Origin of the sequence: Arthrobacter pullicola, from assembly GCF_014836875.1 — a bacterium.
GTDB classification, from domain to species: domain Bacteria; phylum Actinomycetota; class Actinomycetes; order Actinomycetales; family Micrococcaceae; genus Arthrobacter_B; species Arthrobacter_B pullicola.
Genome location: NZ_JACSQC010000002.1, coordinates 405,384 through 417,711, shown reverse-complemented (window position 1 = coordinate 417,711; position 12,328 = coordinate 405,384). Strand labels below are relative to the sequence as shown.

The 12,328-nt window shown below is 63.9% G+C and carries 12 protein-coding genes; 4 read left to right on the top strand and 8 right to left on the bottom strand.

Going from position 1 to position 12,328, the window contains the following annotated elements:
* Nucleotides 1-19 precede the first annotated feature (19 nt).
* Nucleotides 20-880 (bottom strand): hypothetical protein, encoded by an 861-nt coding sequence (locus H9638_RS05210; protein WP_191746133.1) that lies wholly within the window; start codon nucleotides 878-880, stop codon nucleotides 20-22.
* A gap of 253 nt (nucleotides 881-1,133) precedes the next feature.
* On the opposite strand from H9638_RS05210, the gene purH reads away from it, so the two are divergent.
* Together purH and H9638_RS05200 are read left to right on the top strand one after the other, a co-directional pair.
* Nucleotides 1,134-2,747: a bifunctional phosphoribosylaminoimidazolecarboxamide formyltransferase/IMP cyclohydrolase gene (gene purH, locus H9638_RS05205; protein ID WP_191746132.1), complete on the top strand. Its 1,614-nt coding sequence runs from the start codon at nucleotides 1,134-1,136 to the stop codon at nucleotides 2,745-2,747.
* Nucleotides 2,748-2,916: 169 nt separating this feature from the next.
* Nucleotides 2,917-4,137, top strand: a complete 1,221-nt coding sequence (locus tag H9638_RS05200) for an NADP-dependent isocitrate dehydrogenase (RefSeq protein ID WP_191746131.1) — start codon at nucleotides 2,917-2,919, stop codon at nucleotides 4,135-4,137.
* 101 nt (nucleotides 4,138-4,238) lie between these two features.
* On the opposite strand, the gene H9638_RS05195 is transcribed toward H9638_RS05200, so the two are convergent.
* Together H9638_RS05195 and H9638_RS05190 are read right to left on the bottom strand one after the other, a co-directional pair.
* The gene (locus H9638_RS05195; protein ID WP_191746130.1) at nucleotides 4,239-4,784 is read right to left on the bottom strand and encodes an Hsp20/alpha crystallin family protein; all 546 of its coding nucleotides are present in this window, start codon (nucleotides 4,782-4,784) and stop codon (nucleotides 4,239-4,241) included.
* Between the two features lie 237 nt (nucleotides 4,785-5,021).
* Nucleotides 5,022-6,491: a glutamate--cysteine ligase gene (locus H9638_RS05190; RefSeq protein WP_191746129.1), complete on the bottom strand. Its 1,470-nt coding sequence runs from the start codon at nucleotides 6,489-6,491 to the stop codon at nucleotides 5,022-5,024.
* Between the two features lie 170 nt (nucleotides 6,492-6,661).
* On the opposite strand from H9638_RS05190, the gene H9638_RS05185 reads away from it, so the two are divergent.
* Nucleotides 6,662-6,856, top strand: coding sequence for a hypothetical protein (locus H9638_RS05185; protein WP_191746128.1), 195 nt, complete (start codon nucleotides 6,662-6,664; stop codon nucleotides 6,854-6,856).
* Nucleotides 6,857-6,897: 41 nt separating this feature from the next.
* Here H9638_RS05185 and H9638_RS05180 read toward each other — a convergent pair whose 3' ends face one another.
* From H9638_RS05180 to purU, 5 genes are all read right to left on the bottom strand, one after another.
* Complete coding sequence (locus H9638_RS05180; protein ID WP_191746127.1) at nucleotides 6,898-8,022, bottom strand: Gfo/Idh/MocA family protein; 1,125 nt, start codon at nucleotides 8,020-8,022, stop codon at nucleotides 6,898-6,900.
* A 134-nt stretch (nucleotides 8,023-8,156) separates the two neighbouring features.
* Nucleotides 8,157-9,524 carry an MFS transporter gene (locus tag H9638_RS05175; RefSeq protein WP_191746126.1) on the bottom strand — a complete coding sequence of 456 codons (1,368 nt, stop codon included), beginning with the start codon at nucleotides 9,522-9,524 and terminating at the stop codon, nucleotides 8,157-8,159.
* Between the two features lies 1 nt (nucleotide 9,525).
* On the bottom strand, nucleotides 9,526-10,182 hold the full coding sequence (locus H9638_RS05170) for a winged helix-turn-helix domain-containing protein (protein ID WP_191746125.1): 657 nt from the start codon (nucleotides 10,180-10,182) through the stop codon (nucleotides 9,526-9,528).
* Between the two features lie 63 nt (nucleotides 10,183-10,245).
* The gene (locus tag H9638_RS05165) at nucleotides 10,246-10,770 is read right to left on the bottom strand and encodes a gamma carbonic anhydrase family protein (RefSeq protein ID WP_191746124.1); all 525 of its coding nucleotides are present in this window, start codon (nucleotides 10,768-10,770) and stop codon (nucleotides 10,246-10,248) included.
* Between the two features lie 32 nt (nucleotides 10,771-10,802).
* Nucleotides 10,803-11,678 carry a formyltetrahydrofolate deformylase gene (gene purU / locus H9638_RS05160; RefSeq protein ID WP_225217088.1) on the bottom strand — a complete coding sequence of 292 codons (876 nt, stop codon included), beginning with the start codon at nucleotides 11,676-11,678 and terminating at the stop codon, nucleotides 10,803-10,805.
* 69 nt (nucleotides 11,679-11,747) lie between these two features.
* Between purU and H9638_RS05155 the strand changes: the two genes are divergently transcribed.
* Nucleotides 11,748-12,326, top strand: coding sequence for a GNAT family N-acetyltransferase (locus tag H9638_RS05155; protein ID WP_191746122.1), 579 nt, complete (start codon nucleotides 11,748-11,750; stop codon nucleotides 12,324-12,326).
* Nucleotides 12,327-12,328 lie beyond the last annotated feature (2 nt).

The following is a 12,328-nucleotide window of genomic DNA, read 5'->3' as shown; positions in this document are numbered from 1 at the left end:
CGGCGGGCACGGCCTTGAATCAAGCCGCGGGATCAGAGTCCGGCGGGTCGGCAAGGAAAGGCAGGTCGGCCGGGAAAGCCGGGTCGGCCGGGAAAGGCGGGTCGGCCGGGAAAGCCGGGTCGGCCTGGAAAGTCCAGGGTCCGCTCGCGTAGACCTGAAACCAGATGGGTCCGTCCGTGTCCCATTCCAGCCGCCCTTCTTCGTCGGGGACACCCAGGAAATCCGTTCCGGCCGCGGAGTGCGCCAGGACGTAAAGCAGCGGGTCACTGCGGCCGGCGGTGTCGAACCGCCCGGAAGCGGCAGCGCCGTCGTAGCGGAAGATCCCGGACCCGTTGCCCTGCGTGCTTCCGCCCGCCGCAGCCGGAAGGAGCGGAATTTCCGCCTCCACCGTCCACTGGCCGGACGCCTCCACATAGAACCGGTTGTCCTTGACATCCAGCAGCACGAAGGAAGGGTCAGGCGCCCACGTCTGGCCGTCCTCCGGTTCATCTGCGGTGAGGACCGTGCTCGGGTAGGAGGCCCCGGAGGTGGCTTCCAGCATCCGAACGAGCCGCATCAGGCCTTCGGAGGTTCCCTCTAGGAGCACCGGCAGCGGTTCCCCGCTTCCGGCCCGGGCCAGGAGTTCGTCCGGAATATCCAGCTGTGCACTGTCTGATCCCGACCATCGGTAACTGCCGTCTGAGGTCTCTGCGTGCACCAGGGGATCGTTGGTCCCGGGTTCCCACGGCCGCGGCTGCGGAGCCAGGGGAGTTGTCTGCCAGCCCACGGCTGCAGCGGCGGTGGAGAAGGCCGCGTAGGGGGCGGGCAGGAGAAGTACGCCAAGCAGCACCACTGCAACGAGCCCCGACAGCACCGAGAAGATCCTGATGCGCCGCTTCATCTAAGCCCCTGATTCCTGCCCACGGATGGTGATTTCTGCTGCCGTGCCGCGTTCCGGAAGGCAGGCTCCCGGACATCTGCGATGGCACCACAGGAAGGATATCGGTTCGAATGAGTCCGCAGACCCGAGGACTGTTACCCGGGATCGGCGATCGCCGCCGCCCGGAGCATAAACTGGTCCCGGGCCCGCCCGGCCGCCATGCGCGGACGTCACGGCTCGATCTGCCGAAACCACGTCACCTGGAGTGCCTTCCGTGAAACACACCCCCCTCGACCGTGTCCCCATCCGCCGGGCCCTGATCTCGGTTTATGACAAGACCGGACTGACGGAACTGGCCCAGGGCCTCTCCGCTGCCGGCGTCAGCATCGTCTCCACCGGCTCCACCGCCAAGCAGATCGCTGCAGCCGGCGTACCGGTCACCGAGGTCGCAGAGGTCACCGGCTTTGCCGAATGCCTGGATGGCCGGGTCAAAACCCTGCACCCGCGCGTGCACGCCGGCATCCTCGCCGACCGCCGCCGCCAGGACCACCGTGACCAGCTCGAGGAACTCGGCATCGAAGCCTTCGACCTGGTGGTCGTCAACCTCTACCCGTTCGTGGAAACCGTGAAGTCCGGCGCAGCCCAGGATGATGTTGTGGAGCAGATCGACATCGGCGGACCCTCCATGGTCCGCGCCGCGGCGAAGAACCACCCGTCGGTCGCCGTCGTCGTCGACCCGGCCAAGTACGCAGCCGTCACCACGGCCGCCGCTGAAGGCGGTTTTGACCTGAATGAACGACGCCGGCTGGCTGCCGAGGCTTTCGCCCACACCGCCGCGTACGACACCGCCGTAGCCAAGTGGACTGCCGCGCAGTTCGGCGACGGTTCTGAAGAAGGATCCACCTGGCCCGCGTACTCCGGCATGGCACTGGAACGCTCGGAGGTGCTGCGCTACGGCGAAAACCCGCACCAGGCCGCAGCGCTTTACGCTGACCAGGACTCGATGCCCGGCGTTGCCCAGGCAGATCAGCTGCACGGCAAGGCCATGTCCTACAACAACTACGTCGACGCCGATGCCGCCCTGCGCGCCGCGTTCGACTTCGACGAACCCGCTGTCGCCGTCGTCAAGCATGCCAATCCCTGCGGTGTGGCCGTGGCCTCCCCGGGCGCAGCGGACCCCATCGCCAACGCCCACCTGAAGGCGCATGCCTGCGATCCGGTCTCCGCCTACGGTGGAGTGATCGCCGCCAACCGCACCGTCACCGCCGGAATGGCCGAGACCGTGAAGGACATCTTCACCGAGGTGGTCATCGCCCCCGACTTCGAGCCCGAAGCCGTGGAAATCCTGACCCGTAAAAAGAACATCCGCCTGCTGACGCTGCCCGACGGCTACGGCCGCAACCCGGTGGAGTTCCGCCAGGTCTCCGGCGGTGTGCTGATGCAGCAGCCCGACACCGTTGAAGCCGAAGGCGACAACCCCGCCAACTGGACGCTGGCCGCCGGTGAAGCTGCGGACGAAAAGACGCTGGCGGACCTGGTCTTCGCCTGGACCGCGGTCCGCGCCGCCAAGTCCAACGCGATCCTGCTGGCCCGCGACGGCGCTTCCGTCGGCGTCGGCATGGGCCAGGTCAACCGGGTGGACTCCTGCAAGCTGGCCGTTGAGCGCGCCAATACGCTGGCCGGTGCGGACGACGAGCGCGCCCGCGGCGCGGTGGCCGCCTCCGACGCGTTCTTCCCCTTTGCCGACGGCCTGGAGATCCTGCTGAACGCCGGCGTCCGCGCCGTCGTCCAGCCCGGCGGCTCCGTCCGCGATGAAGAGGTCATTGCGGCAGCCAACGCCGCCGGCGTCACCATGTACTTCACCGGCGCCCGCCACTTCTTCCACTAAACCCCTTCCGGCCATGCCGGAGCGCGGGGCGCGTGTTACCGCGCGCGCCCCGCTGTTTATGGGCCCCAAGGGGCGCTGTGGCATAGTTGGACACAGAAATCAGACCCAAAAAGCCGGGTCCCCGCATGTCAAAAGCCATGTCCGGACCCCCATTCCACAAGGAGACCGTGTGGCTGACAAAATCAAGGTTGTGGGCTCTGTCGTAGAGCTCGACGGCGACGAGATGACACGGATCATCTGGCAGTTCATCAAGGACCGCCTGATCAACCCGTACCTCGACGTTGACCTCAAGTACTACGATCTGTCGATCCAGAACCGTGACGCCACGGATGACCAGGTCACCATCGACGCCGCCAATGCCATCAAGGAACACGGTGTGGGCGTCAAGTGCGCCACCATTACTCCGGATGAGGCGCGCGTTGAAGAATTCGGCCTGAAGAAGATGTGGGTTTCCCCGAACGGGACCATCCGCAACATCCTCGGCGGCGTCGTTTTCCGCGAACCGATCATCATCTCCAACATCCCGCGCCTGGTGCCGGGCTGGAACAAGCCGATCATCATTGGCCGCCACGCCCACGGCGACCAGTACAAGGCCACCAACTTCAAGGTTCCCGGTGCCGGCACCCTGACCCTGACCTTCACCCCGGCTGACGGCGGCGAAGAGATCAAGACCCAGGTTGTCACCTACCCCGAAGAGGGCGGTGTGGCCATGGGCATGTACAACTTCAACGAGTCTATCAAGGACTTCGCCCGGGCATCCTTCGCGTACGGCCTGCAGCGCAACTACCCGGTGTACCTCTCCACCAAGAACACGATCCTGAAGGCCTACGACGGCCAGTTCAAGGACCTGTTCCAGGAAGTCTTCGATGCCGAGTTCAAGGACCAGTTCGAAGCAGCCGGCCTCACCTACGAGCACCGCCTGATCGATGACATGGTTGCCTCCGCGATGAAGTGGGAAGGCGGCTACGTCTGGGCCTGCAAGAACTACGACGGCGACGTCCAGTCCGACACCGTTGCGCAGGGCTTCGGCTCGCTTGGCCTGATGACCTCCGTGCTGATGACCCCGGATGGCAAGACCGTCGAGGCTGAAGCTGCGCACGGCACCGTGACCCGTCACTACCGCCAGCACCAGCAGGGCAAGCCCACCTCCACGAACCCGATCGCTTCGATCTTCGCGTGGACCCGTGGCCTGATGCACCGCGGCAAGCTGGACAACACCCCCGAGGTCATCAACTTCGCCGAAACCCTTGAAGACGTTGTCATCAAGACGGTCGAATCCGGCAAGATGACCAAGGACCTGGCAATGCTGGTCGGTCCCGAGCAGTCCTACCTGACCACCGAAGAGTTCCTCGCCGCACTGGATGAGAACCTCAAGGTGCGCCTGGGCTAGAACCCGGTATCACGTACTAAACAAACAGGCAGCCCCGGTCCGACTGGACCGGGGCTGCCTGTTGTTTCGGGCTCTTTCGGGCGTCAAAAATCCCCAGCCAATTAGATGCCTGCGCCGTCCGAATAACCCTGCTGGGCGGAGCCGGAAGAACCGGTTCCGGAACCGGAGCTGCCGGAAGCACCGGTCCCCGATGAGGAACTGACCGGGGCCGACGTGGACTGGCCCTGGATGATGTTTCCGCTGTCCTGGGAAGAGGCCGAGACCTGGATCTTCCGCGGCTTGGCCCGCTCACTGACGGGGATGAAGACGCTCAGCACACCGTTTTCGTACTTCGCGGAAATACCGTCGATATCAATGCCCTGACCAAGGTTCAGCTGCCGCAGGAAGCTGCCGGACTCACGCTCCCGGGTCAGCCACGTGGCGCCTTCAGGAGCCTGGATAGTGCGCTCAGCACGGATCGTCAGGAGCTGGCCGTCAACGTCAACATCGACAGAACCAGGATCGATGCCCGGCAGGTCCGCGTTCATGATGTAGTGGTCACCCTCGCGGTAAAGGTCAATCGGCATCAGCCGCAGCCGCTGCCGGGGATCCAGCAGAGCGCCTGCCACACGGTCCAACTCACGGAAGGGATCGAATTTCATCGCCATTCTCATCAACTCCTTTTCACCGTCCCGCCGGGGCGGGCGGTTGTGTTCGTCACTGATAGAAATAGAACAACCAGAAATGAAAAAACGAAGGGTCGACAACTTGAGCCAACTACGCTCAAGAATGGAATTAGATTAGCACTCTCATGGGGAGAGTGCCAGTGATCACATCGAAACTCCAGCTGGCTGTTTCCAGTGTTCGCCACCGGCCGTGCCCCTGCCTAGCCCGTGCGCCCCTGCCTAGTCCAGCGGCCACAAATGCACCGGTTCGTTGCTGTGCATGTGGTGCCAGTACCGCCTGGTCATCTCCGACAGGGCCGCTGCCCGGCCATAGCCTGCGGCCTCAAGCTTCCCCAGTACCGCGATCTGCCAGGAGGCACCGTTCTGCTCGCTGCGCGCCCGTTCCCCGATGACGCCGAGGTAGCGGGCGATGCAGGCATCGTCCACACCGAGTTCCCGCAGCCCGTCCGCGGCCATCGGCACCAGATGCCGCACAACAAGTTCCGCCACGGGAATATCACCAATACCCGGCCAGTAGACCGCGGCATCCAGTCCCAGGCGGGAACACGCCAGGAAGTTGTCGGTCGCCGTCTTGAACGACATCCTGGTCCACAACGGGCGGTCGGCCGTCCGCAGGGTGTGGAGGAGACCATAGAAGAACGCGGCGTTGGCGGTGACATCCAGGACCGTGGGCCCGGCAGGCAAGGCACGGTTTTCCAGCCGCAGGTTGGGTGTGTCGGTGCCGGGATCATAGATGGGCCGGTTCCAGCGGTAGACAGTGCCGTTGTGCAGGCGAAGTTCCGGCAGCAGCGGGGCGCCGGATGAAGTGGACCCGGAACCCGTTGCGGAAACCTCGGGGAGCAGGGCCGGGAAATAGCGTACGTTTTCCTCGAAAAGGTCGAACATGGAAGTAATCCACCGCTCACCGAACCAGACCCTTGGCCTGACGCCTTGATTCCGCATTTCCGGTGGCCGGGTGTCGATGGCCTGTTTGAACAGTTCAATGCGCGTTTCCTGCCACAGGACGCGCTCCATAAAGACGGGGGAATTGGCGGCGAGCGCCACCTGCGGGCCGGCGATCAGCTGGGCAGCGTTCCACGCCGGTGCGAAATCGGCAGGACTGACTTCCAGGTGAAGCTGCAGCGATGTGCAGGCAGCTTCCGGAGCGATGTTGGCGGCGTACAGGGACAGCGTTTCCACACCGGTGAGGGACAGATGGACATCCTCCCCGCGGGCCTGAAGGACTGAAGTGTTCAGGGCTGCATACCGGGCCCCGGAACTGATCCAGGCGTCTCCGTCGAGGACGGAGGGGGTGAGGGTTGGAAGAATGCCTACCATCAGGATGTTTGCCTCGGCCTTCGCCGCCAGTTCGTCCGCCCGGTTCAGCTGGCGCCGAAGACTCTCCTCCAGCTCCTTCAGGCCCGCGCCCCGGATAGAGAGCGCTGGATGGTTCATCTCGATATTGAAGGCACCCATCTCTGTCTGGAACGCCGGATCGGCGATTTGTTCCAGGACAGAGGCATTGCGCAGGGCAGGGGTGAAGTCATCGTTGGTCAGGTTGAGTTCAAGCTCGACGCCGATGGTGGCGGAGTCAGCGAAATCCGCGGTCCCCAGGAACCCTGCGAATCTATCCAGGTTCTCCAGCAGCCGGGCACGGTAACGGGTCCGCTGTTCGCGGCTGAAGGACTTGGAGGAGACTTCTGCGCCCATGGATGAAGGTAACCACGGCTTCTGGAAGTTGTATAGCCTGCCCGCCGCTGGGCCTGGCTTGATTTGTCCGGGGGCTGTTCTGCGGCAGGTGCGTGTGCTTACCCTCGTGGAAGGGGAGCAGAGGCATGGCCCCTCGAGGCCTGGCGCCACATCACTGTAAGGAGCTGGAGATGCAGATCGGAAAGCAGCAGATTATCGACTTCTTGAAGAGCAAGGGCAGTAATGACCAGGCTAGCCAGGCTGAATCCGAATTGCCGGACCAGGTGGACACGGACAGGGACTCGGGCCTCCTGAGCAAATTCGGAATCAACCCGCAGGATTTGATCGGTAAGTTCTCCGGCGGTCTTGGCGGCCTGGTCGGCTGACAACCACCAGTAAGGAAGCCAGACCCCCTGCCACGGCGAAACTAAGCGGAGCCGGGGAGCTTGCTCAGAGTGTGCAGCGCAGACGGGAGGGCGTCGTCGTTGGGGTAATGAACGCCCAGCTGTGCCCTCACCTCGTCAAAGAGCTGCATGGTCTTGAGCGAATCCGCCCACGGCATGGTGGGGCTCTCCTGCAGCCCTTCCTGAATGCAGCGGGTAACTTCCCGTAGCTCGTAGGTGTAGCCGTTGCCTACCTGCTGGAAACGTTCCACCCGTGCCTGCCCCAGATGCTGCTGGACATGCAGTTCCACGGGGTTGTGCAGTGGTGCCCCGGTGCGGACCCAGCCCTCGCTCCCGGAGATCGTCGCCGTGCGGGGGCCGGAGGACAGCAGGGAAGAGGTCAGCTGGGCCTGGGCTCCGGAAGCGTAATTCAGGGTTAGGGCGTTCTGGGCGTCAACACCGTCCTGGTTCAAGGACCCAGTCGCCTGCACACTGTGCGGGAAGCCCAGTGCCCCGACGGCGAGGGTCAGGGGGTAGACCGTGAGATCCAGGAGCGCCCCTCCGCCGGCTGCCGGATCCCACAACCGGCTCGCCGGGTCGTAGGGTGCCGGAAAACCAAGATCGGCCTGCACCCAGTGGATGGTGCCAAGTTCACCGCTGGACAGAATTTCCCACAGCCGGTTGATGCAGGGGAGGAACCGGGTCCAGACCGCTTCCATCAGGAACACTCCGTTGTGGGCGGCGACCTCCAGCAGGTCGGTCAGCTCGGCAGCGTTGATTGTGATCGACTTTTCGCAGAGCACGTGTTTCCCGGCTTCGAGTGCTTCCCGGGTCAGCTCGTAGTGCTGGGCGTGCGGAGAGGCAATGTAGACGACGTCGACGTCCGGATCATCGAAAAGCTGCCGGTAGCCTTTCCCCCGGACCGGGTCATCGTAGTAGCTGGCCGCGAACCCGAAGCGGTCTGCGAAGTCCACCGCCGTGGACTGGGAGCGCGAACTGACGGCCTGCAGGACAGCGTCCTCGAGGCGGGCGATGTCCTCGGTGACCCGGCCGGCGATGTGCCCGGTGGCTACGACACCCCATCTCAGGATGCGGCCGGTGGCCTGGACCGGGCTGGGCGCCCCTTGAAGGACACACGGCGGTGTGTGAATGTACTGCGGGGCGCTCATAGTCCTCGGCTCTCAATCAGTGACTGAATCAATGGCTTGATCAGTGGCTCAATTAGTGGCTTGGCCAGCTAGTGTCTCGGCAATAGAACTACCTTATGGTCCGCGGGACCTGCTGCCCAGCCCCTGCGGATTACTCAGTGCTGGCCGGGTCCGCCGCCTGGGTGGTCTCCGGGACCGGCGGCCCGGGCTCCGGGTCCGATGGCGTGGTTTCCGGTGCCAGGCGTCTGCGCGGATGCGCGGCGCGGCAGGAGGGGCAGAGTTCCTGCCAGACAGACGACGCTCGTGGTGATGATGAGGGCCCGGTAATCAATCGAACTGATCAGCGCCGCAGCGATCATGTTCGCTCCGACTTGGGGAACGTTTATGAGCATGCTGGTTGCGGCTGAGGTTCTCCCCTGCAGGCGGGCGGGGCTTTCGGTTTGCCGCAGGGTGATAAAAGCAATGACGGTCCAGGTGACGCCGAGTCCGGTCAGGACGGAACCCGTCAGGACGACAGGCACGGACGGTACGGCGGAAGCCAGGACAGCGGCGGCGAGCAGCGTCACTCCGAGGATAATGACGGTGCGGATACCGAATTTTCGAATGAGGATGCTTGCGGTGAACCCTCCGGCGATAGCCATGGCGCCTTGGACGCTGACCAGCACGCTGAGGAATTCGGGTGGCATGCCAAGGCCCTGCTCTACGGTAGCGAAAATAGTGACGTTCAGGATGCCGGTGGCGCCGATGGCGATGCTGAGGCAGAGCATGGCTGGTGCCAGGAGCTGATGGTGGGCCAGGAAACGCAGGCCGGCTGTTGTGCTCTGCCAAAAATTCTCTTCAGCGTTCGCACCGGGGTCGGATTCGTGAACTTTCAGTGTCATGAGGATCAGAGCCGTCACTATGAAGCAGAGGCTGGTCAGCAGTACCACTGCCTGCATGCCCCAGAGGGTGAGCATGCCCGCCCCGATGAGCGGAGAAATAATCCTCAATCCTTGATTGACGCTGCTCAGGAGCCCATTGGCTGGTGCCAGAAGCCGGTCGGTGAGCATATCGCGCAAAAGGCCGGATTGGGCTGCGGTAGTCACGTAGTTTGACGTCGCGTAGGTGAAAATGACGAGGTAGACCAGCCAGAGGTGGGCGGACGTCTGGACGCAGAGGAGAACCAGCACCACGGTTGCCGAACAGAAGTTGTTGATGACCAGCAGGGGCTTCCTCCTGAACCGGTCTGCAAGCTGACCTATCAGGGGTGCCAGGAGCGCCGGGAGGCCGAGGGCCACGAACACAAGTCCAGCTGCCGCGTCACTTCCGGTGAGCTGCTTGACCCAGATGGCCGCCGTCAGGAAGAGGGCCGAGTTGCCGAAGTTGGTGAATACCCAGGCCAGGGTGAGACGGCGGAAGGCAGGGACCCTCAAGGCGTCGCGGTTTGTGCCGACATCCTTTGCTTCCGGTCCCTGGGCTGCCTTGGCCGCCGTCGGGCCAGCAGCGGGTGCTGGGTGCTCTGAGCCCGTGCTGCCGGCAGCCATGTCAGCCCGCTTCCCGATTGGCTTGATGCGCCGGCTGGTCCGGGTCAATGTTGACCACGGCGAAGAGCTGTACGGGCACCGACCCTTCCGGTCGCAGCTCCGGATGCTCCCGCCGTTCGTCGAAACGGCGGGCGAGTTCCCAGACCTCTTCCCGAAACTGGCGGATCTCCTCATGGGTGGCATGGAACCGTGAGCTGGTAATGGTAGAGACATCAATGTCTTCCACCGGCAATTCGGGAGCACGCTGCAGCCACGACTGAATGCGGTCCAGCTGGCGATGGATGAACATACCCGCCATCGCAGAGACAGCGTGCACGGACCCCGGCGCATTCCGGTCAATGACGGAAGATCTGCCGCGGGAAACCACCTTCCACGGTTTTTCCCGCCCTTGCTGGTCAGCCTGCTCGATGTATCCATGTTTGGCCAGCATGCGCAAATGGTAGGAGCAGCTCGCGACGGACTCACCGGTTGCCGCTGCGCATTCCGTCGCGGTGGCTTGCCCTGCGTCGTCCAGATAGTCGAGGAGTTCCAAACGGACGGGGTGGGCAAGTGCACGAATGCGGATGGGATCGCTGATGACCTGCTCGGTGGACGGGCCACGATAAGTGACGCCTTCGGGCGGCAGTGGAGCTGAGGGGCCAGATGGTTCCGGGGACATTGCTAAAGCATTATTGATAAAGAAGTCTTTAGCAAGGTTTCTTTAGGAACAGTCGTGCGGGGGTTAGTGTGCCTCCATGGCTTCCCGGTGGGCGGCAGCTGTTTCCAGATAGTGCGCGGCGTTGCGCTGGACCGAGGCGAATTCCTCATCGGTGAGCGGGCGCCGGACCTTGGCTGGAACTCCGGCCACGAGGGAACGCGGCGGAACCTGGGTGCCCTCGAGGACCACGGCTCCGGCAGCCACCAGCGAGCCGGCGCCGATCACGGCCCCGTTCATGATCGTGGCACTCATGCCAATCAGGCAGTCATCTTCCACCGTGCAGCCGTGGACGACGGCGTTGTGCCCTACGCTGACCCGTTCACCCACTGTCGTGGGGAAACCCGGATCGGCGTGCAGCACCACGTTGTCCTGCAGGTTCGTTCCCGCCCCGACACGGATCGAATTGGAGTCGCCGCGGACACAGGCGCCGTAGAAGGCGCTGGCGCCCTCGCCGAGTTCGACGTCGCCGATCAGTGACGCCGTCGGGGCCAGGAATACGGTGGGAGCGGTGACGGGCGTATTTCCGCGGAAGGTAACAATGTGAGCCATGCGACAACTGTAGCGAGGCGGGCAGCGTGCCCCTAGTTGAAGACGATGGTGCGTCTGCCGTCGAGCAGGACGCGGTGCTCCGCGTGCCACTGCACGGCTTTGACCAGGGTTCGGCCTTCGACACCCGCGCCCAGTGCGGCCAGGCGGGCGGCCGTGCGGGAGTGGTCCACCCGGATGACTTCCTGCTCGATGATCGGGCCCTCGTCCAGATCCGCGGTGACGTAGTGCGCTGTGGCGCCAATCAGCTTCACGCCGCGCGTGTGCGCCTGGTGGTAGGGGCGGGCACCCTTGAAGGAGGGCAGGAACGAATGGTGGATGTTGATGGCGCGGCCGGAAAGGTCGCTGCACAGCTCATTGCTCAGGATCTGCATGTAGCGGGCCAGGACAACCAGTTCGATGTCCAGTTCCTCCATCAGCGCCCGGAGCTGGTCTTCGGCGGCAGGTTTGGTGTCTGGGGTTACCGGGATGTGGTGGAACGGCACGCCGTAGAACTCCGCCAGTCCAGCCAGGTCCTTGTGGTTCGAAACGATCGCCGGAATCTCGATGGGCAGGTTGCCGGCCCGCTGCTGGAACAGCAGGTCATTGAGGCAATGCCCGTCTTTGGAAGCCATGATCAGCGTTCGGACCGGAGCTCCGGCGCGGTGCAGCTCCCATTCCATCCCGAATGCTTCCGCGACCGGTTCCAGGGGAGCGCGCGTTGATTCATAAGAGCCCGGTGCGGTGAAATCGACCCGCATGAAGAAGGAACCGGTGTCCGGGCTGCCATACTGCTGCGATTCGGTAATGTTCCCCGCCGCAGCCGCAAGGGCACCGGAAACGGCATGCACGATTCCCGGGCGGTCCGGGCAAGACAGCGTCAGCGTGTAGGAAGCAGGTCGGGATTCGGCGGCTGAGTCGGTTGCCGGCAGTCCGGCGGAAGCATTTACGGTCACCCTTCCAAGGTTACCGCCCGGGAAGGGCTGGCCTACGCTGGGTGAATGGACGTTACTTTCGCCCCGCTGTCGGACAAGGACGAGGAAGAGCTGGTGCGGTTCCTGACCACCAACCGCTTCCCCTACCACCTCATTACCGAGCCATCCGAAGACCTGGTCCGCAGGCTGCTGCTTGAAGGCAGGTTCGAATCCGACGGCGTGCGCACGTTCTGGGTCTTTGGCGAAAACCAGCGCCTGGGCCTGGTGATCCTGGAGGACCTCGAAAGCGACTGTGCTGTTTTCGACCTGCGGCTGGTCGAGGAGCACCGCGGCGAGGGTAAGGGCGTCCCGGTGCTTCAGGCGCTCACCGGAAAAGTCTTCACGGACTACCCCCGGCTGCGCCGCCTCACGGGTAAAACGCGGGAGGACAACATTGCGATGCGCAAGACGCTGCTGCGCTCCGGATTCGTCAAGGAATCCCACCTCCGCGAGGACTGGCCGCTTGATGACGGGCGGCGGATTGCCTCAGTGACCTACGGACGCCTGCGGACAGACTGGGAATCCGGTGTCGTCACGGATTTCCGCTGGGAAGACCTTGCCTCGCCGGCTCCGGTGTCCTCCCCGGAACCGGAGCCGGGCCAGTGACC

Excerpts from the sequence above, each read along its gene's own strand:
- H9638_RS05210 (WP_191746133.1), bottom strand. The coding sequence starts at position 880 with ATGAAGCGGCGCATCAGGATCTTCTCGGTGCTGTCGGGGCTCGTTGCA.
- H9638_RS05195 (WP_191746130.1), bottom strand. The coding sequence starts at position 4,784 with ATGGCGATGAAATTCGATCCCTTCCGTGAGTTGGACCGTGTGGCAGGC.
- H9638_RS05190 (WP_191746129.1), bottom strand. The coding sequence starts at position 6,491 with ATGGGCGCAGAAGTCTCCTCCAAGTCCTTCAGCCGCGAACAGCGGACC.
- H9638_RS05185 (WP_191746128.1), top strand. The coding sequence starts at position 6,662 with ATGCAGATCGGAAAGCAGCAGATTATCGACTTCTTGAAGAGCAAGGGC.
- H9638_RS05180 (WP_191746127.1), bottom strand. The coding sequence starts at position 8,022 with ATGAGCGCCCCGCAGTACATTCACACACCGCCGTGTGTCCTTCAAGGG.
- H9638_RS05175 (WP_191746126.1), bottom strand. The coding sequence starts at position 9,524 with ATGGCTGCCGGCAGCACGGGCTCAGAGCACCCAGCACCCGCTGCTGGC.
- H9638_RS05170 (WP_191746125.1), bottom strand. The coding sequence starts at position 10,182 with ATGTCCCCGGAACCATCTGGCCCCTCAGCTCCACTGCCGCCCGAAGGC.
- H9638_RS05165 (WP_191746124.1), bottom strand. The coding sequence starts at position 10,770 with ATGGCTCACATTGTTACCTTCCGCGGAAATACGCCCGTCACCGCTCCC.
- H9638_RS05155 (WP_191746122.1), top strand. The coding sequence starts at position 11,748 with ATGGACGTTACTTTCGCCCCGCTGTCGGACAAGGACGAGGAAGAGCTG.